Consider the following 20935-nt stretch of genomic DNA (forward strand, 5'->3'; position numbering starts at 1 on the left):
GAGCAGTTAGGAGAAAAGCATGACGGATCAGTCCAAAGGTGACGGCGATAAGCCGCTATATTGCACTTTTTGTGGCAAAAGTCAGCACGAAGTTAAGAAGCTTATTGCAGGACCGTCCGTATTCATTTGTGATGAATGCGTTGAGCTATGCAATGACATTCTAAAAGAAGAAATTCATCAACTGTCTCCGGTTCCGGATCAGGATGAATTGCCTGTGCCAAAAGCTATCCGTAAGCATTTGGATGACTATGTTATTGGTCAGGATCGCGCTAAAAAGGTGTTGTCGGTAGCCGTTTATAATCACTATAAACGCTTACGCGGTTCAGCCAAGCAGGAAGTTGAGCTTGGCAAAAGTAATATCCTGCTAATTGGTCCGACAGGCTCAGGAAAAACTTTCCTGGCTGAAACCTTAGCGCGTTATTTGGATGTGCCATTTACTATGGCAGATGCAACAACATTAACCGAAGCGGGTTATGTTGGCGAAGACGTTGAAAACATTATTCAAAAACTTTTACAGAAATGTGATTACGACGTTGAGAAAGCAGAGCGCGGCATTGTCTATATCGATGAGATTGATAAGATTTCGCGTAAGTCGGACAATCCGTCAATTACTCGCGATGTCAGTGGCGAAGGTGTGCAACAAGCCTTATTGAAACTGATTGAAGGGACAGTTGCTTCTGTGCCGCCACAAGGTGGTCGAAAACACCCTCAACAAGAGTTTCTGCAAGTCGACACATCAAAAATCCTGTTTATCTGTGGCGGAGCTTTTGCTGGCTTGAATAAAGTTATCGAGCAACGTTTGTCTACCGGAACCGGTATTGGTTTTGGCGCAGAAGTGAAGAGTAAGACGCAAAGTGAAGAAGGGGCAATTATTGCTAAAGTGGAACCAGAAGATTTGGTTCGCTATGGCTTGATTCCCGAGTTCATCGGTCGCTTACCGGTTGTTGCCACGTTAGATGAGCTGGATGAAGAAGCACTGATTGAAATTTTGCGTGAGCCAAAGAATGCGTTAACCAAGCAATACTCAGCTTTGTTTGAAATGGAAGACGTTGAACTGGAGTTTCGCGAAGATGCTTTAAGAGCTATTGCGAAAAAGGCCATGGCTCGCAAAACCGGTGCTCGAGGCCTACGTTCCATTGTTGAAGGTGTTCTGCTGGGCACTATGTATGAATTGCCTTCTATTGAAGGGGTCGCGAAAGTTGTGGTGGATGAATCGGTAATCGCTGGTGAATCCGAGCCTATTCTAATTTACGCGAATCAGCAGAAAAATAAGCAGGCTTCGGGCGAATAATCCGAAACTGTATTAAAAGTGTTCGAAAAAGGGCCGGAAAGGCCCTTTTTTTCTGTCAAGGATTGAACTTTCAGGTAAAGACCGCATATTACAAAGTAAACCTAGGTCGGGAGAGAATTTAATGAGCGAAGAGCGCACCGAACAATTAACGATGCCGGTTCTGCCGTTGAGAGATGTCGTGGTATACCCGCACATGGTGATACCACTGTTTGTCGGTCGGGAAAAGTCGATTCGATGCTTACAAGCCGCTATGGATGAAGATAAACAAGTTTTTCTGGCGGCTCAGAAAGACGCTTCTGTGGATGAACCTACTACTGAGGATATTTATCAGGTAGGTACAGTTGCGACGGTTCTACAGCTACTGAAACTACCCGATGGCACCGTTAAAGTGCTGGTTGAAGGTAAGCAGCGGGCGCAGTTGGATGAATTGCAGGATAACGAAGAATACTTCCAGGCCAGTATTCATTACCTGGCCGCGGAAGAGTTACCGGAAAAAGAGGAAGAAATCCTTATTCGTTCGGCGCTGAATCAGTTCGAAGGCTATGTAAAGCTAAACAAGAAGATACCACCGGAAGTACTGACGTCTCTGTCCGGTATTGAAGACGGAGATCGCTTAGCAGACACCATGGCCGCTCATATGCCACTGAAACTTGCAGAAAAGCAGGCCATTCTTGAAATTACTGACATTCGCGAGCGCATCGAACACCTGATGGCTCTTATGGAAGGTGAGATTGATATTCTGCAGGTAGAAAAGCGCATTCGTAGTCGTGTTAAAAAGCAGATGGAAAAAAGCCAGCGCGAATATTATTTGAATGAGCAAATGAAAGCTATTCAGAAAGAGCTGGGTGAAACCGAAGATGGCGTCGATGAATTTGAGCAGTTACAGAAGAAAATTGATGACGCTAAGATGCCGGCAGAAGCGAAGAAAAAGACTGAAGCTGAGCTGCAAAAATTAAAAATGATGTCACCTATGTCAGCGGAAGCGACTGTCGTGCGCGGCTATATCGACTGGATGGTATCGGTCCCGTGGAAAAAGCGTTCGCGTATCAAGAAAGATTTAGCTCACGCTGAAAAAGTGCTAGATGCTGACCACTACGGGCTAGAGAAAGTTAAAGAACGTATTATTGAGTATCTTGCGGTACAACAACGAACCACCAAAGTGAAAGGTGCAATCCTTTGTTTAGTAGGTCCTCCGGGTGTCGGTAAAACGTCGCTTGGACAATCGATAGCGAAGGCTACGGGGCGTGAGTATGTGCGCATGGCGTTAGGTGGCGTGCGCGATGAAGCAGAAATACGAGGTCACCGTCGCACTTATATTGGTTCTATGCCGGGTAAACTGATCCAGAAAATGTCAAAAGTTGGTGTCCGCAATCCGTTGTTTCTGTTAGATGAAATAGACAAAATGTCGGCTGATATGCGTGGTGACCCGGCTTCAGCATTGCTTGAAGTGCTGGATCCTGAGCAAAACATTAATTTCAATGACCATTATCTTGAAGTGGATTACGACCTGTCGGATGTCATGTTTGTGGCGACATCTAACAGTATGAATATTCCAGCGCCATTATTAGACCGCATGGAAGTGATTCGCTTGTCGGGCTACACCGAAGAAGAGAAGCTGAATATTGCGAAGCGACATTTGTTAACCAAGCAAATTGGCCGTAACGGTTTAAAAGAAAAAGAAATAACGGTTCAGGACAGTGCGATTATTGGCATTATCCGGTATTACACACGCGAAGCCGGCGTGCGTAACCTCGAACGAGAGCTGTCACGTTTGTGCCGTAAATCGGTTAAGCAAATTTTGCTGGATAAATCGATAAAACATGTTGAGATTACCGGCGATAATCTGAGCGACTACCTTGGCGTACAACGTTTTGATTACGGCAAAGCTGAAGAAGCGAATCAAGTCGGTCAGGTCACTGGCTTAGCATGGACTGAAGTTGGTGGAGATTTGCTGACTATCGAAGCTACTAATGTAGCTGGTAAAGGAAAGACAACCACCACCGGTTCCCTGGGTGATGTTATGCAGGAGTCGATTCAGACTGCTCTGACAGTGGTTCGTAGCCGTGCTGACAAGCTGGGTATTGCGGAAGATTTCCATGAAAAACGCGATATTCACGTGCATGTGCCAGAAGGCGCTACACCTAAGGACGGGCCCAGTGCCGGTATCGCTATGGTGACAGCTATGGTTTCATCGTTAACCGGTAAACCTGTACGCTCAGATGTTGCTATGACGGGTGAAATTACATTGCGCGGTGAAGTGCTGGCCATTGGTGGTTTAAAAGAAAAACTGCTGGCTGCTCATCGTGGCGGAATTAAGCATGTGTTAATTCCGAAAGAGAATGAACGCGACTTAAAAGAAATTGCTGATAACGTAAAAGAAGATTTAGTGATTCAGCCGGTAAAATGGATTGATGAAGTATTGGATGTCGCCTTGGTTAAGGATTAACCAGCGGATTAATACTAAAGTCATATTCAAGCACTAGAATGCGGCCTGCGGATGAGAAATCATGCTTCAGACCGCATTTTTTCGTTAAAAAGTGAGTAAAAAGGGTTTTCAATCTAAAAGACTGTGGTAGCCTAGAGTTTATAGCTGATTCACATGTATGACATACGAACAGCTGGATAGGAAAGCCATTTGGACTAATGGTGCTTGAACAATTAAATCAAGCTTGATATAACCGTTCTGGCCCATTTTAAAATCCGAATGGAACCACGGAAACTTGATAATAACAATCTAAGGGGATGATACTGTGAACAAGTCTCAGCTTATTGACAAAATCGCGGCAGGTGCAGATATTTCTAAGGCTGCTGCTGGTCGTGCTCTGGACTCTATGATCGATGCAGTAACTGATGCTCTAAAAAAAGATGACCAAGTCGCATTAGTTGGCTTCGGTACGTTTAGCGTGCGTGAGCGTTCTGCTCGTACTGGTCGTAACCCTCAAACGGGTGAGACTATCCAGATCGCTGCTGCTAAAGTTCCTTCTTTTAAAGCAGGTAAAGCACTGAAAGACGCAGTAAATTAATCAAAGCGCATTAGCGCTTTTTTTTAAGAATAATAATAGTAGCCCGAGGTTTATAAAACCTCGGGTTATTTTTTTGTATGAATGGTGAGTTTTAAGACGAATCACCTTATAATGTGACGTCGTTTATTCAGGTTAAATAAGGAAAGCCTTATTATGTTAGAGCGGATTCGGGAAGGCTCGCAGAGTTATACTGCTAAGGCCATTCTTGTGTTAATCATTCTAACTTTTGCATTAGCGGGTGTTGGTGGTTATATCACTAGTGACACAGAAGATGCTGTCGCAAAAGTTAATGGAGAAGAAATTCCTCGTAGTGACTACGATCGTGCTTATGAAAATGAGCGTAGCCGCTTGCAAGAGCAGTTTGGTGATATGTTTTCTGCTATTACTTCCGATCCAGATTATATGCGTAATTTACGTAGCGGAGTATTAGAGCAACTCATCGAACAAGAGCTTTTAGTGCAATACGCCGAAGATAACGGAATGAGAGTGGGGCCTGAGCAGGTAAAAGCTGCAATCCGCGATATTTCTCAATTTCGTACGGCTGGACAATTTGATAACGATGTTTATCTGATGGCGTTACGTAATGCCGGCTACAGCCCTGAAGCTTTTGCTAAGGTTATGCAGCAAGATATGACACGCAACCAATTGCTACGCGGGCTGTCTGCAACTGAGTTCGTACTGGAGCCTGAAGCTATAGCCTTTATGCGTTTACAGAGTCAATCCCGTTCAGGGGGCTTTCTGGTCGCTCGCAATGAGAACTTCGAAGAACAGGTAGAGATTGCAGATCAGGATATTGAAAACTTCTATCAGCAAAACCAAGATATGTTCCGGACTCAGGAAAAGCTTAGCGTTGCTTATGTGGAGCTTTCGTTAGCTGCTGTTGAGTCTGAAGTCGAAATTTCAGATGAAGAAGTACGTCAGTACTATGATGAACGTCAGCAACAATATTCAACGGAAGAAGAGCGCCGTGTGTCTCATATTCTGATTGAGTTTGATACGGATAACGCCAAAGAGAAAGCTGAAGAAGCGCTTGCTGAACTTGAACAAGGTGCGGACTTCTCGGAAGTAGCGCAGACTTATTCAGATGACACGTTCTCGGCAGAGCAGGGCGGCGATCTTGACTGGATAGAAGCCGGTATGATGGATGAAGACTTTGATGCCGCTGCTTTTGAATTGGAGAATGTCGGCGACTTATCCGGTATTGTGGAAACCAGTTTTGGTTACCACATTATTAAGCTGACTGATTTACGCGAAGGCTCAGTCACACCATTTAGCGAAGTGGAAGACGAAGTGCGTCAGCAACTGTTGACCGAAAAAGCGGAAGACCGCTATTTCGAAAAACAACAAAAACTTGCGGAAATTAGTTTTGAACAGCCTGACACTTTAGAACCTGCTGCAGAAGAAATTGGTGCTACTGTACGCCGTTCCGATTTATTTACTCGTGAGCGAGCGCCTACTTCATTAAGCGATGATGTGATTCTCAATAACTTATTTTCGGAAGAATTAATTAAAGAGAAACTGAATAGTGACATCATTGAGACGCCGGATGACCGTTCTCTTGTTGTGCGCGTAACGGATCATCAACCAGAGCGTGTAAAAGATCTGGATGAAGTTCGTGAACAAATCGTTTCACAATTGCGCGTAGAAAAAGCGCAGCAGCTGGCACTCGAGCAGGCAGAAGAATGGATGCAGGCATGGGAAAACGGCGATGACGTCAGTGACGACATTGTCTGGGTAGACAGCGTGGAGCGGAATAGCGACGAATATCCGCGAGCCATAATACAAGAGTTGTTCTCGATGTCTCCTTCAGCCAGCGACGAGAGTGTTTTTAATACGGTTGCCTTGCCAAATGGCGATGCTGCTGTGGTTGCGTTGACGGACGTTTCTCCGGGAAATGCTGACGACAACCAGCTTGATGAGTTAAAGAGTCAGATGCAGAATCGTCAGGCTCAGGTTATGTTACAAGCGTTCATCAATAACTTAAAAACGGACGCAGATATTCAACGTTTATCAACTCGGTAAAGGTTAATATCGAAGAAAAAAGCTCAGACCGTAAAAAGTCTGAGCTTTTTTATTGCTATTGCGGAAAGTTTTTATCAACCATTGCCATATAAATTAGGCAGCACGCTTTTGGTTGTTGTTTTATTTTTCCTACTTTCTATCGACGCTCTAACCTCTTTATAAAGCACTTTACCATCCTGCCATGGGGTAGCTCCCGGATGGTAGAGACTTTGCTGCAAGCTTGAGCAGGCAGCTTGTATCGAAAGGTACTGGGACAGCTCTGTTAAGCTATTAAACGAACGCTTAAAATATCGGGTTGCCCACTCTAATAGAGAGTCTTTTGCTTCTTGCGCATTATTGTTACGGCAGGCAAGCTGAAATTCTCGCCAGAACTTGTCTTTATTGAGGTTACGCGGTGTTTCTTCCGGTTTACGCGACGATACTCTATTCTGAGAGATTGTGCCTTTATGCCAAAGAAGGTAAGCGTTCAGTATGAGCGAAATAACCAATGCAAGGGCGAGTAAACTTATTACCCAGATATTCCATTCAGCTGATTGGGCTTCCACCTCAGTCGAAGCTTGCTTCTTATCCTTTTCTGGGTGCTTTTCAGCAGCAGGAGTTTCGGCATTATCATTTGGCGACGGAATAGACTGCATGCCGTCACCCATTGCGACAGAAAAGTTAAGCTCTTCGGTTTTTGCCGATGCAGGTGAGCCTGTTTTGGTATTAAACCAGGGGATGCTTAGCGCCGGAATTTTTAACGGCCCAGGCTGATTAGGAACGATCGCAAAGCTTATTGTTTTTTGCGAAATAATAACGCCGTTACGGTTAAACTGATCCGTCTCATCGCCATCCGGGTAAACTCTTACCGTATCGGGAAATTCGGGTTGAATGTCCGGTAATTGCTCTGGTTTCACACCAACCGCGGTCAGCATATAAGAAACCGTAAAGGGTTCGCCTACGGTGTAACTGTCTTGTTCAGGAGAAACAGACTGAGAAACACTGACAAGCTCGCTGGGTAACCAATGGCCTTGCCAATTATCCGGAACGGCCTGCACCTCAACCTCTATAGTTTCAGCAATGGTGCTGACAGGCTGCGTATTGGAAAAAGATGAAAAGATAGAACGCTGACCCTGAGTGAAAACTTCACCATCGAACCGGGCTCCTGTAATACTTAAAGAACCGGACTTGCTTGGCGTTATTTGATAAACACGCTGATAAACCTTATAGCGCCTGCCATTCACCATTTCAGTGCTTTCTTCATCCCTGCCAATTTGCTGAATGTCGGCATTCTCTGCTTCAGGCGGTATTAAGTTTCCCTTGTTTAAGTCGGCAGCAAGAAATAAACGCGCAACATAGGTAATAGGTTGCTGTAAATAGACTTGCTGACTGTCGACCTGAGCTTCAAGGAAAGCGACTTTCTGTTCGTTATCCTGGTTGTTGCCTGGCTCCAGAACTTGCAGTGAAATAGGAGCCGATGAAACCCCACCTATACTAATTTCGGGAATTTTATATTCCCCGGCGGACTGAGGAATGAGTACGGTTGTAAAGCGCGTCTGTTTGCTTAGTTTTCCGTTAATCATTGACGTTTGGCGGCTAACCGAAGTTCGGCCCACAACAAAGTCTTTTAGTAGTTTAGATGGCGAAAAGCTGTCATTAGCCACATCGTCGTCAACGGTTACTGTTAAAACAAAGGACTCGTTGGCCGTAACCGGGTTGCGATCGACCGTTGCGGTAACGTCAGAGACATCAGCGTGAGCAAGCTGACTCACGAGCAAAAAACTTATCAATAAGATAATGTGTCGCCATACTCTTACCATTTTTTATCTTCTCCCTGGGGTTCTGAGGCTCTTCGCTGACGCCGTTTCTGGCTCTCCAGAAGCATTTTATTACGTAGCAGTATACTCGGGTCATCAGGCACCCGGTTCATCCATTGTTCCAATTGCTGGGCTTTCTCAGGATCAATATCGCCCTCGCGCACTTGCTGTTGAAGTTGCTCGTTGGATTCTTCTGCGCTTTCGGTGTCTTGATCCTTGCTCTGTTGCTCTTGCATTTCTTCCTGAGATGACTCCTGCTCCTGTTCTTTTTGCTCCGGATCAGACTCTCCATCCTGCTGGCCCTGCTCATCCGGGTTAGGAGGACCATCATTATTGTTGGATTGATTACTTTGCTGATCTTCGCTGTCACCACTTTGCTCAGAATTCTTATCCGATTCGTTGTTATCGGAATCTGACTCCTCGGAGGATTCGTCCGAGTCGCCGGAGTCTTCGGACTCCTGCTGTTGTTGTAATTGCTCGACAAGCTGCTTGTTTTCGGCTGCCAGTGACCAGTCAGGCCGTTGTTCTAACGCCTTGTCGTAAGCTTCTATTGCTGCATCGTATTGCTGCTGCTGAGCTAGAGCATTACCTAAATTGTATTGCGCTTCTGCTGAATCGTCCTGAGAGAAAGCCTCGGCGGCAGCTTCATAGTCACCATCGCGGTAGAATGCTGAACCCTGGCGAAAAGGCGTCTCACTCAGATTAGCAGCCTGTTGATATTCTTCTTCCTGATATAAACGCTGTGCGCGTTGCTCCTGGTTCAGTAGTTGTTTCTGCCAGACGGACTCCTGTTGAGCATGAGCATTTGGAGTGAAGCCGATTAAAGGCAATAACATAGAGACTAACACTGGGCTTAGCAGACTGCCCCGACGCCAGCTAAATAACATAATAGGTAAGATAAAGAGTGCAACGTAAGGGCCCATATCACGCCACGAGTCTCCTTGCTGCTGATCATCACCGTCCTTACCTTCACGTGTCAGTGGTGCCTGGTTTATCAGTTTATCAATATCACTGTTGTCCGCGGTTACTGATGAGAAGGCTCCTCCGGTAATAGAAGCCAGATCAGATAATCGCGAAGGATAAGTTTTGGCAATAATGACCTGATTGTTGTCTTTTAATAAACGGCCAGAGCTATCGCGGATTGCGGCACCATCTTCGGTACCAACCGCCAGAATTGAAACCCGATGCTCAATAGAGCGCAAATAGCTACTTAGCTGGTTGAGTTCGCTACTACTGATGCCGTCGGTAAGCCAGTATATATCGCCTTGCGGATAGCCGGCATTCTTTAATAACTCGTCAGCCAGCTCCAGAGCTAACTGAGGTTCACTGCCTTGCGCCGGCATAATGTCGGGTGAGAGAGAGGGAATGAGGTTCATTAAATTACGGTTATCGGCAGTCAGCGGACTGATGATAAAAGCATCGTCGGCGTAAGCGATAAGACCCGTGTCACCATCAAGTCCTGCCCGGACTAAATCAATAGCTTTGTATCTCATTCGGGTTAAGCGGTTGGGTGAAATGTCATCGGCTAAAACCGATGGCGACATGTCCATAATCACAACCTGTCCCGATTCAAGTTGGTAAACCGGTTGTGGCAGTCGTTCCCAGGTAGGCCCGCTAAGAGCCAGTGTTGCCAAAACTGAAATTAACAGAAAACGATGGGCTGGCCAGAGAGAGGGTTGTGACCCTGACTTAACCAATACTTTTGACAGGTGTCCGGGTAGCCATTGATGCCATCCTGCCTGATGTTTCTGACTGTAGAGTAAACGCCAGTACAGCAGTGCGACCGGAATTAAAGCCAACAACCACCAGGGACGCAATAAATGAAATTCGTTCATGAACGTCTCCCCCATGGGCGATAGTGCAACAAGGCTAGCGCGATAAACAGAAGAAAACTGATTGCTAATGGCCAGTAAAATAAACTGACTCGGGGCCTTAGTTGCTGAGGGTCACCGGCAATAGGCTCCAGCTTGTCCAGGCGTTGATAAATTTCTTCGAGCTCACTGGTACTGCGGGCACGGAAATATTTACCACCAGTTTGTTTAGCGATACTTTGCATTAACGGTACGTCCAGATCACGGCTTGGATTAACTCGCCGTTGCCCGAAAAAGCTATCAACTACTACTTCTTCAGCACCTACCGCGATAGGGTAAATCGTCACATCGTAAGCCTGAGCCAGCTCAAGAGCCTGCTCCGGAGTTAAATTCCCCGCTGTGTTTTGACCATCGGTCAGCAATACCAGTACCCGGTTCGATTCTTCGTCGTCACGAAAGCGCTTCACCGACAAAGCAATAGCGTCTCCTATTGCGGTGCGTTCACCCACTAGGCCGAGTACAGATTCATTGAGCATTTGTTTTACAGTATTGCGGTCGTAAGTCATGGGGGTCTGCAAATAGGCAGTATCTGCAAATAGAATAAGCCCAAGCCTGTCACCTTCGCGGCGTTCAATAAAGTCGCTCAAAACGTGCTTAACCATAGTTAAACGGTTGACTGAGCGGCCTTCCAGTTGCATATCCGCAATCTCCATACTGCCGGATAGATCCACCGCCAGCATAATTTCTCTTCCTTCGGCTCGAATTGCGAGCGGCTCGCCAAGCCATTGAGGTTTTGCGACAGCCGCGACCAGCATGATCCAGCATAAGCTCATCAACGGTAATAAAAGCCAGCGTTTACCAGAATTCTGACTGCCGCTAACTAAACCGTAAGTGCTGGGTAGGCGTATGGCCGAGCTGCTTTTACGTTCGGCCGGAAACCATTTCCAGATAATGGCGGGTAAGGGCAGTAGGCAAAACATCCACGGCCAGGCAAATTCAAACATCATCGGCTCCGGGTTGCTTGCTTAAATCTTTACTCAGCCACAGGCGAGCGAGTTCGTAGTAATGTCGGTTAAAGTTATTATCAGCAATACCATAAAAGTTTTTATTGGCCTCGTTAAGCAAGGGTTCATAAGTTGTCTTTTCCTTGCCTGACAGAGGACTGAGCAAGAAACTTATCCATTGACGACTGTGTTTTTCCGCAACGACTTTTCTGGGGTAATACGCCAGCGCCGTGCGTTTCAACAATATAGTAAGCTCTTCGATGCCCATATTTCTGTCTTGCTGCAACTGCCTGATAGCCGCTTTGCGCGCGCGCGACTGCTGTCGACGCCGAACTAACCAAAAAATAAATAAAGCGATGCCAGCCAGTAGTACAACGGCAAGAGCAATTGCCGGCCATGACGGCGGCCACCAACTCGCCGCTCCCGGCTCGACAATATCATTAAGCTTATCTAATGACGGTTGCTGCATTATTTTACCTCTGCCCATTGCTGTTCCAATGGTAAAGCACTGGATATTGGTGTTAAAGACAACTTCCGTTTCCTGAACTCTTGCTGAATACTGCTCCAACGAAGCTCAGCGGCATTTTGATATGTTTTTCTTTGCTGTTGAGCAGCGAGATTTATACTGACTTGTTGCTGACCATCGGTAATTGCCAGCGGATGAGACGAGTACCCCTGAGGCAACTCATGCTCCATAGGGTCGTAAAGCCCAAAACAACGAACCGAATTATGCTGGGATAGCACGCGCAAACCATCCAGAAAGCGTTCGCCTGCGTTATAGAAATCACTGATAACATGAATGCTGCTGCCGGGCTTAACCAGTTGTCGTATGCGTTTTAAGTTATCATCCAGCGTGTTTTGTTGCTGTTTTTGCTTGTCTTGCCAACGCTTCAGGCTGTCTTTATGAACTTCCAGAAGTGCATGACATAAACGTAAAACGCCTTTTTGTCTGGCTATAGGTTTTAACTCCTGATGTTGCCAACCGTTGCCAATGAGCCCACCAATACGGTCGCCTTTGTGTTGTGCCTGCCAGGCCAGGGCTGCGGCTAAGTGACAAGCCTGCACAGATTTAAATACAAACTGGCTACCAAATAATTGGGTTAAAGAAAGGTCCACCCAGATAAATACCGGGCGCTCTTTTTCTTCACGATAGAGCTTGGTATGAGCTTTACCGGTTCGCGCGGTTACCCGCCAGTCAATGGAGCGGATATCATCACCGGGCTGGTAATGCCGTACTTCATCAAACTCCATTCCGCGCCCCCGGCTCTTACTTAGCAGGGGGCCGGTCTGGCTTGAGCGCGGCAGACTTTTATGGTGGCGTGCAAACGCATTAATTTTACTGCGATAATAAAGAAGTTCCTGAATACCGGGACTGACTCCATCGCAGTGCAACTGCTTAAGCCATTGTTCAACTTCAGCTTTTAACATTATGGTGCCGGTACAAGTTTCAGTATTGTATCAAGAACCTGATCGTGTGATACGCCATCGGCTTCCGCCTGATAACTCAAAATAATACGGTGGCGTAAAGCGTTATGGAACACGCTGATAACATCGTCAGGTGTGACGAAATCGCGACCGTCGAGCCAGGCTTTAGCGCGGGCGCAGCGCTCCAACGCTATAGTGGCGCGAGGGCTGGCGCCGTAACCTATCCATTGTGCTAGGTTCTGGTCGTAGCGCTGCGGCTGACGTGTCGCGATAATCAACTGAACCAGATAGTTTTCGACTGCATCATCTAAATACAACTGCAGGACTTCGTGGCGCGCGTCGAATAACTGCTTTTGCGTTAATGGCGTAGGCATATCAAGATCACCTGACAGGGCTTCTCCCCGGGTTAGGCGCAGAATTTGCTGTTCGGTCTCGGCATCCGGATAGTCGAGTTTTAAATGCAATAAAAAACGGTCGAGCTGGGCTTCAGGTAACGGGTAAGTTCCTTCCTGCTCCAGCGGGTTCTGTGTTGCTAACACCATAAAAAGATCAGAAAGTGGGTAGCTGCGTTGACCGACAGTTATTTGTCGCTCTGCCATAGCTTCCAGTAATGCTGACTGAACTTTTGCCGGGGCTCGGTTAATTTCATCGGCCAGAATTAAATTATGGAACAAAGGGCCTTGTTGAAACTCAAACTGTCCAGTTTCGGGACGAAAAATGTCGGTACCGGTTAAATCGGCGGGCAATAAGTCGGGAGTGAACTGCACCCGATGGAAGTCGCCTTCAATACCTTTTGCTAAAGCTTGTACTGCACGGGTTTTAGCCAGGCCGGGAGGGCCCTCTACCAGCAGGTGGCCGTCAGCCAATACGGCAATTAAAAGGTTTTGAGTGAAGTCCGGCTGTCCAAGCACTTGCCGATTCAGGTAATTTTGTAGCTTTTGAAACGCTGTCGCGGTCATGTTTACTCCAGGCTGTCGTTATCAGCGAAAACTGACTATGCTGTCAGTACTGCATAGCAATGACAGCAACAATGCTGTCTTTGTTCCGAAATTTCAATCTATACAGCATACTTTACCGAAAACGGTGGTTTTAATCTGCTCTATTACGGGCTAGAATTTGTAACATAATTTGTGGTCAGACCAGTATTGGTTTTTGAATTGAGGATTTATTATGACAGCAGCACAACGCTTGCTAACCGTAAATGGCGAAAGAATTGCCTTTGTGGCGGGTATAAGAACACCATTTGCGAAACAAGCAACGGACTTTCACGGCATACCCGCAGTCGACTTAGGTAAAATGGTTGTTCAGGAATTAGTGAATAAAACCGGTATTGACGGTGACTGGGTTGAGCAACTGGTGTTTGGTCAGGTTGTGCAAATGCCGGAAGCGCCTAACATTGCCCGTGAAATAGTATTGGGAACCAGTTTGCCTGTTGGTACTGATGCTTACAGTGTGTCCCGCGCGTGTGCTACAAGCTTTCAGTCGGCGGTTAATATTGCCGAAGCTATGGTGGCTGGCCATATTCGTGGCGGCATAGCTGGTGGTGCGGATTCATCTTCGGTATTACCTATTGGTGTCAGTAAACGTCTGGCGCGTGCTCTAGTCGATTTAAATAAAGCAAAAACCTTAGGGCAACGGTTTTCTATATTGAAGCGCTTGGGTTTTAAAGACTTACTGCCTGTACCACCGGCCGTGGCAGAATACAGTACCGGACTAAGCATGGGACAAACGGCGGAACAAATGGCGAAAACGCATAACATTAGCCGTGAAGACCAGGACGAGCTAACGGTAAGATCGCACCAAAAGGCTCATGCTGCATGGGAAGCTGGTTGGTTAAGTGATGAAGTGATGACGGCTTACCCTGAGCCTTATAAACAGCATTTGAGCCGCGACAACAATATTCGCGGTGACAGCCAGATAGAAAAACTGGCGAAATTAAAGCCGGTATTCGATCGCAAGCATGGTTCAGTGACTGCGGCGAACAGCACGCCTTTAACTGACGGAGCTTCTGCTGTCATGATGATGACCGAAAGCCGCGCGAAAGAACTCGGGTTGCCGGTATTAGGTTACTTACGCAGTTATGCCTTTGCTGCCCTACAGGTGGAAGAAGACATGCTGATGGGACCTTCCTATTCGACTCCGGTGGCTTTAGACCGCGCGGGTATGAGCTTAAACGATTTAGACCTTATTGATATGCACGAGGCTTTTGCAGCGCAAACATTGGCGAATATGAAGATGTTTGCCAGTGATAAGTTTGCGCAAGAGAAGCTGGGTCGTGATAAAGCCATTGGCGAAATCGATATGGATAAATTTAACGTGCTGGGCGGCTCCATTGCTTATGGTCATCCATTTGCCGCAACCGGTACCAGAATGATCACACAGACTTTGAATGAATTGCGCCGTCGCGGTGGTGGTGTCGGTTTAACAACCGCTTGTGCTGCCGGTGGCCTGGGTGCAGCAATGATTGTGGAGACAGAATAATGAGTCAGGATAAAGCATTCACTATGGAAGTTAGGGACGACGGCGTCGCTGTAATTACGATTGATGTCCCTGGTGAGTCGATGAATACCTTAAAAGACTCATTTGCCGAAGAAGTTGGCAGTTTGATGAATCGCTTAGAAAGCGATGATTCAGTCAAAGGTGTGGTTTTTATTAGTGGTAAGCCAGGCTCCTTTATTGCCGGTGCTGATATCAACATGATAGACGGTTGTGAAAATGCCGTGGATGCAGAAAGTCTGGCGCGAAAAGGGCAGGCTATGTTTGATCGCATCGAGCAGTTAAATGTGCCTGTGGTTGCGGCTATTAACGGAGCTTGCCTGGGTGGTGGACTGGAACTGGCCATGGCTTGTCATGTAAGAGTTTGTACCGACAACAGCAAGACAGCTCTGGGCTTACCTGAAGTGAAATTAGGCTTGTTACCGGGCAGTGGTGGTACGCAACGTCTGCCTGAACTGGTTGGTGTTCAGCAAGGACTGACGATGATCCTGACCGGTAAAGAACTGCGGGCTAAACAGGCTCTGAAAGCAGGACTTGTCACCGAGGTTGTTCCCCAAAGCATATTGTTGGATGTTGCCGTTGAGCACGCGTTAAAACGTAAGCCAAAATCAACTAAGCCGCCACTTAAGGGCATTAGTAAAGTGCTGGAGGCGACCAAGTTTGGCCGTGACATTATCTTTAAAAAGGCCAGTGAGCAGGCGCAGAAGAAAGCTCAGGGCAATTACCCGGCAATTGATAAAATCATTCAGACGGTGCGTGAAGGTGTTGAACGTGGCCGCGAAGCTGGCCTGGATAAGGAAGCCCGTAGCTTTGGTGAGTTGGCAATGACGCCAGAGTCTTATCAGCTGCGCCAGATTTTCTTTGCCACCACTGAAATGAAAAAAGAAACCGGTGCCAATGGCGTTAAACCTGATTTGGTCAAACGGGTTGGCGTTTTAGGTGGTGGATTGATGGGCGGCGGTATTGCCTATGTTACGGCGGCTAAAGCAGGTATTCCTGCACGTATCAAGGACATCGCTGAAGACGGAATTCGACATGCATTACATTACAGTTACGAGCGTCTAGATAAAAAAGTGAAGCGTCGGCATATGCGCCGGGCCGAGCTTGAAAAGACCATGCTAATGCTGAGCGGTTCGCTTGATTACAGTGGATTTGAGCGTACCGATGTGGTTATTGAAGCGGTATTTGAAGACCTTAACCTGAAGCAAAAAATGGTTGCTGATGTGGAGGAGCACGCAGACGAGTCGACCATTTTTGCAACTAATACGAGCTCACTGCCTATTACTCAAATAGCGGCTAAAGCCAAGCGCCCGGAACAGGTTATTGGGCTCCACTATTTTTCTCCGGTCGATAAAATGCCGTTGGCGGAAATTATTACCCATCCGGGTACTTCCGATAAGACAATAGCCACAACGGTTTCTCTGGCCAAGAAGCAGGGTAAAACTCCGATAGTGGTGAAAGATGGTGCCGGATTCTATGTAAACCGAATTCTTGCGCCCTACATGAACGAAGCTGCGCGCTTACTGTTAGCCGGAGAGCCTATTGAGCATATCGATAAAACCTTAGTGAAATTTGGTTTCCCGGTGGGGCCAATTACTTTACTGGATGAGGTTGGTATCGATGTTGCGGCAAAAGTGGCTCCGGTCTTGGTGAAAGAGCTGGGTGATCGTTTTGAAGCGCCTGAAGCTTTTGAGAAGCTGATTGACGACGACCGTAAAGGTAAGAAAAACCAAAAAGGCTTTTATCAATACGGCAAGAGTGTAAAGGGTAAGCCGGTAGACACTTCAGTGTATTCTTTGCTGGATATTGATCCGAACGAGAGCAAGTCTGCGGACGAAATTATTGATATTTGTTTATTGCCCATGCTGAATGAAGCTGCTTACTGTTTGCAGGAAGAGATTATTCGCAGTCCTCGCGACGGTGATATTGGTGCAATTTTCGGTATCGGTTTCCCACCTTTCCTTGGCGGGCCATTCCGTTATATGGACAGCCAGGGGCTTGAAACGATAGTGAATAAGCTAGAGAAGCTGGCAGCAGAACGTGGCGAACGATACACGCCTGCGCCTTTGTTGAAGCAAATGCTGGAAAATGGTTGGAATTTTTATCAATAGCCTTTATTAGTAACGTTAAACCTGAGCAGCTACTTCGTTGTGCTGCTCAATAAACTCAATTAACGCATCAGCCGGCATTGGTTTTGCAAAATAGAAGCCTTGAATGTATTCGCATTTGAGGCTTTTTAACGTCTGTAACTGAGCTTTAGTTTCAACCCCTTCCGCAACAACCTTCAGGCCAAGGTTATGTGCCATTGCAATAATTGACGCGACCATATTACGGTCTTTGTCGTTGATGGTTATGTCATCAACAAAGGCTTTATCAATTTTCAGGCTGTTCATAGGAAAACGCTTAAGGTACGACAGCGAAGAGTAACCTGTACCAAAATCATCCAGAGCCAGTTTTACACCCATATCAGATAGGTTTTCCATCATAGTAATGGCGCGTTCAGGGTCGCTCATGACCATGCCTTCGGTTATCTCAAACTCAACATGGCGAGGATGCAACCCCTCTTCACGTAAAATTTGCTCAATTTGCAAGGCCAGACTGGATTGCATAAACTGCCGGGCAGACAAATTCACAGCAATGCTCTTCGGTGAGCCCTGACAAGCCATAAAGCGTTTCATATCACGGCATGCTAGCCGCAAAACTTCTTCGCCTAGTGGAATAATAAGCCCGGTTTCTTCGGCCAGAGGAATGAAGTCAGCCGGATTAATCATTGAGCCGTCTTCACTCTCAATGCGGGCCAGCGCCTCAAGTCCGGCAATATGGCCGGAGTTTATTTCTATTTTCGGCTGATAGTAAACGCGAATATTATGAGACTTTAATGCTGCTCTTAATTCATTTTCCAGCTTAAGTCGTTTGACCGCGTTCTCGTTCATTGACTGGCTGAAAAACTGATAGCAGTTTCCGCCACGCTGCTTGGCATGATACATAGCCATATCGGCTTTCTGTAAAAGCTCCTGCGACGTCTGGCCGTCGTGAGGGTAAAGTACAATGCCAATGGAACTGCCAATGACAATTTCCTGTTGCTCAATAAAGTATGGCTCTGCCACTTTTAGGTTAATTTGGTTGGCCAAATCGCCAATTAGGTTTATGTCCACGCTGTCTTCAATGAGCAAACCAAACTCGTCTCCACCCAACCGATAAAGAGTATCCTGCCGACGGCCAATATCCATAAGTCGCTCGGCAACCTGGCATAAAAGCTGGTCACCAATCTCATGACCTAAGGAGTCGTTAATTTTCTTAAAATCGTCTAAATCAAAGAGCAATAAAGTATGTGAGACTTTTTTCCTAACCAGATTTGAATGACTGACCTGAAAGTAAGAACGATTCGGCAGGCCGGTTAAAGTGTCGGTGTTCGACAAGCGGCGAAGCTCGTTTTCTGTGTGACGCCTTTCGGTGATATCCGAGAAACTGGCAACGATGAGTGACACCTCACCGTTATCATCCCGAACCGCATCAAGGGTTAATTCCATCAGGAACTCTTCACCGTTGGCTTTAACATCGGTGATTTCACCCCGCCAGGTTCCCTCTTTTATGACCGCTCTTTTTATTTGATTCACGAAGCTCTCGGGATAACATTCAAGCGTCAATAACTGACCTAAAACCTGTTCACGACTGAAGCCGCTAATTCGCTCAAACGCATTATTGACTTCGCGTTTTCGGAAAAACCGGTCGAAGATGCAAATTCCATCAGATATATTTGTAATCGAAGAAGCCAGCATCGTAATTCGCTCTTCAGAGCTTATCAGACTGCTTATGTCACTTAGGGTACCGAACATAGTTCGGTGTTCATCGTTAGTTTGAAGTTTTCCTCTATCTAATACCCACAGCCAGTTGCCCTGATTGTCCAGTCGATAGCTGCATTCGAACAACTCAGACTCACCACTTAGGTGGTCTGCAAGGCTTTTTTGCAGTCGTTTTAAGTCTTCCGGGTGTACGTTCGACTTTCCGCCAGAAAGGCCAAGTCGTTTCCCGTCAATAGGGAAAGCGGGGCAGTTCTCCCAGATATTCTGTCGTATCAGTTCGCCTGAATCGAGATCCCATTCCCAGCATTGGTAACGGCTGGAAAGTACGCCTTGAGCCTGCCGGTGGTACTGTTTAAGATCGCGGCGCATGTTGGTTTGCCGCTGGCGCAGATAAAGCCAATACGATAACAAGACCAGAGCACAGATGAGTGTGCCGCCGATCCAGGCAAAAGGTGTTTTCCAAAAAGGAATTGCCACGTCAAGCTGAGCCACTGCCGATGGCGACCAGAGGTCATCATGATAAGATACCTGAACCTCTAGTTCATGCGACCCGGCGGGCAACGACGATAGTTGTAGCGATGCACCGCTTTTTCCCAGAGTTTGCCAGCTATTTTCAGCGTGATTCAATTTGTAGCGGTAGTGTAACTCTGTCGGAGCGGCTGCGAACGGAACCGTAAAGTCAGCTATAAATGTGGCGTTGCTGACTTTTTCTAAGTCAATATGGGGTGGTTTGTTTAACAGTTCATTATCGACAGAAATTGTTTTTTTCTGAGAGACTTGTCCAAAGGCGTCTATTTCGATGGCTTCGGTTTTTGTATGCAACCAAAGCGAATGGTCAAATGCCGTTAAATTCAAATTATTGGGTGTTGCCGACAATTCTGACGCTATTAGTGAATTCCAGTCTCTATTAATAATGTTGTACTGATATAGCTCTCCGGAGTTATTAACAAGATAAAGCTGATTAGCGAATAAACGCATTTTATTTATCTCAAACTGGGCGTCCGGGTAGTGATTAAGTTCGGAGATTTCTTCATTGACGGTATTGTAAAATAATAACCCTAAGTCTGTCGCTAACCACCAGTTACCATTGCTATCTTCTATCGCTGCTGATACTTGTTGCATCAGTTGAGGAATGTTTATGCTGGCTGAACTCTGCTGTGTATTGGAACCGGAAACCAGGGCTGCCGGAGCAAAAGGCGTGTCTAGTTGGTAAATGCCCTGATTATCCGGTACGAAAAAAACGTCCCCCCGGGTAACTTGCAAAGCCGATGCGGTGGGTGCGTTATGTAGCTTGATAAGCTTTTCATTTTGTAATTCATACAGACCATTAGCAGCACTGAGTAAAATTGCGGAACGGTCTTGAGTTAATGCTATATCATTAACTTTATTTAGGTTGCTAAGGTACTCAGGAAGTGCTTTTAAGCGTAAATCTTTGTCCAGAAGAGTCAGCCCTTGCTCTGTTGCAAGCCAGAGCTTATCTTGATAGTGAACGGCAGCGTAAAGCTGCTTGCCTGGTATTGTGTCTGTAATCGGGTTTTGTTTATTAACCGCAAAAACTTCACTGGAAAAACCATCCCAGGCAAATACTCCCTGATTTTCAGTACTTAACCAGTTCCATTTTTTTCCATGATAAATATAGTTTACGTGCTGAATCGGGGTGCCGTTATAGCTTAGGTTTAAGGGTTCAAAAACCTCTGTTCCGGGAGTGTGGCGGTAAATGAATCGGTCTGTACCAACCAGTAACCGACCTTTTGCGTCTTCTGAAATGTGTCTTATACGAGTTTGACCGCCGGACTCACGCCCTGATAACTCAAAGGTTTTAAGCTTGTGCTCTGAGGAAAACTGGAGTTGCGTCAGACCGTTTCGGGTTCCGAGCCATAGTGCACCCGACGTATCAAAAAACAGTTGTTCGATATTATCAGAAAGCAAATGCCTCTTTGCTTCAGGGATAGCTAAAATATTTTTGAATTCATTGCCATCAAATCGGGTTAAGCCACTGGCTGTCGCAACCCACAAGAAACCTTCGGGACCCTGAGCTATAACATTTACATGATTGCTGGGTAAGCCATCATTGAAGGTCCATTGATGTACTGAGTTTTGTGTGGAGGAGTATTGCGCGTAAACATGAAAGCTAAAGCTTCCAGATAACAAAACACATAGAAAAAGAGCAGAGCATAATGTTCTGATAGGCAATGTAAAATTCACGACAAACCTATTGAATGGCTACTTTAGCAGCTCTTTATTGTTAATATATCGTTAAGATA

Annotated in this window: 13 protein-coding genes; 6 read left to right on the forward strand and 7 right to left on the reverse strand. The window is 46.3% G+C overall.

The annotated features are described in order from the left end of the window. Positions 1 to 19: 19 nt before the first annotated feature. The 4 genes from clpX (at position 20) to RJ32_RS05780 (ending at position 6336) form a co-directional block, all read left to right on the forward strand. Entirely contained in the window at positions 20 to 1291 is a 1272-nt protein-coding gene (gene clpX, locus RJ32_RS05765) for an ATP-dependent protease ATP-binding subunit ClpX (protein ID WP_034820067.1), read from the forward strand. 121 nt (positions 1292 to 1412) lie between these two features. Continuing rightward, positions 1413 to 3737, forward strand: a complete 2325-nt coding sequence (gene lon, locus RJ32_RS05770; RefSeq protein ID WP_034820068.1) for an endopeptidase La — start codon at positions 1413 to 1415, stop codon at positions 3735 to 3737. Between the two features lie 304 nt (positions 3738 to 4041). Next, a complete protein-coding gene (hupB, locus tag RJ32_RS05775; protein WP_011234253.1) occupies positions 4042 to 4314 on the forward strand; it encodes a nucleoid-associated protein HU-beta in 273 nt (90 codons plus the stop codon). Between the two features lie 153 nt (positions 4315 to 4467). After that, complete coding sequence (locus tag RJ32_RS05780; protein ID WP_034820069.1) at positions 4468 to 6336, forward strand: SurA N-terminal domain-containing protein; 1869 nt, start codon at positions 4468 to 4470, stop codon at positions 6334 to 6336. A gap of 74 nt (positions 6337 to 6410) precedes the next feature. On the opposite strand, the gene RJ32_RS05785 is transcribed toward RJ32_RS05780, so the two are convergent. From RJ32_RS05785 to RJ32_RS05810, 6 genes are read right to left on the reverse strand one after another with little or no spacing between them, the layout of a single operon-like run. Further along, entirely contained in the window at positions 6411 to 8087 is a 1677-nt protein-coding gene (locus RJ32_RS05785; protein ID WP_235598923.1) for a BatD family protein, read from the reverse strand. Positions 8088 to 8128: 41 nt separating this feature from the next. Next, positions 8129 to 9967 carry a VWA domain-containing protein gene (locus RJ32_RS05790; RefSeq protein WP_034820075.1) on the reverse strand — a complete coding sequence of 613 codons (1839 nt, stop codon included), beginning with the start codon at positions 9965 to 9967 and terminating at the stop codon, positions 8129 to 8131. Next, positions 9964 to 10950 (reverse strand): VWA domain-containing protein, encoded by a 987-nt coding sequence (locus RJ32_RS05795; protein ID WP_370543293.1) that lies wholly within the window; start codon positions 10948 to 10950, stop codon positions 9964 to 9966. The genes RJ32_RS05790 and RJ32_RS05795 overlap by 4 nt, the downstream gene beginning before the upstream one ends. Further along, entirely contained in the window at positions 10940 to 11416 is a 477-nt protein-coding gene (locus RJ32_RS05800) for a DUF4381 domain-containing protein (RefSeq protein ID WP_034820081.1), read from the reverse strand. The genes RJ32_RS05795 and RJ32_RS05800 overlap by 11 nt, the downstream gene beginning before the upstream one ends. Next, entirely contained in the window at positions 11416 to 12375 is a 960-nt protein-coding gene (locus RJ32_RS05805) for a DUF58 domain-containing protein (protein WP_034820084.1), read from the reverse strand. Before RJ32_RS05805 ends, RJ32_RS05800 begins: the two co-directional genes overlap by 1 nt. After that, positions 12375 to 13331, reverse strand: coding sequence for a MoxR family ATPase (locus tag RJ32_RS05810; protein ID WP_034820087.1), 957 nt, complete (start codon positions 13329 to 13331; stop codon positions 12375 to 12377). Before RJ32_RS05810 ends, RJ32_RS05805 begins: the two co-directional genes overlap by 1 nt. A gap of 211 nt (positions 13332 to 13542) precedes the next feature. On the opposite strand from RJ32_RS05810, the gene fadI reads away from it, so the two are divergent. Further along, positions 13543 to 14853: an acetyl-CoA C-acyltransferase FadI gene (gene fadI, locus RJ32_RS05815; RefSeq protein WP_034820090.1), complete on the forward strand. Its 1311-nt coding sequence runs from the start codon at positions 13543 to 13545 to the stop codon at positions 14851 to 14853. Further along, on the forward strand, positions 14853 to 16979 hold the full coding sequence (fadJ, locus tag RJ32_RS05820; RefSeq protein WP_034820093.1) for a fatty acid oxidation complex subunit alpha FadJ: 2127 nt from the start codon (positions 14853 to 14855) through the stop codon (positions 16977 to 16979). Before fadI ends, fadJ begins: the two co-directional genes overlap by 1 nt. A 15-nt stretch (positions 16980 to 16994) precedes the next feature. Here the strand turns inward: fadJ and RJ32_RS05825 are convergent, their stop codons facing one another. Then, a complete protein-coding gene (locus RJ32_RS05825; protein ID WP_227016309.1) occupies positions 16995 to 20876 on the reverse strand; it encodes an EAL domain-containing protein in 3882 nt (1293 codons plus the stop codon). Between the last annotated feature and the right edge of the window lie 59 nt (positions 20877 to 20935).

It is taken from the genome of Idiomarina sp. 28-8 (assembly GCF_000320945.2).
In the GTDB taxonomy this organism is placed as follows: Bacteria; Pseudomonadota; Gammaproteobacteria; order Enterobacterales; family Alteromonadaceae; genus Idiomarina; species Idiomarina loihiensis.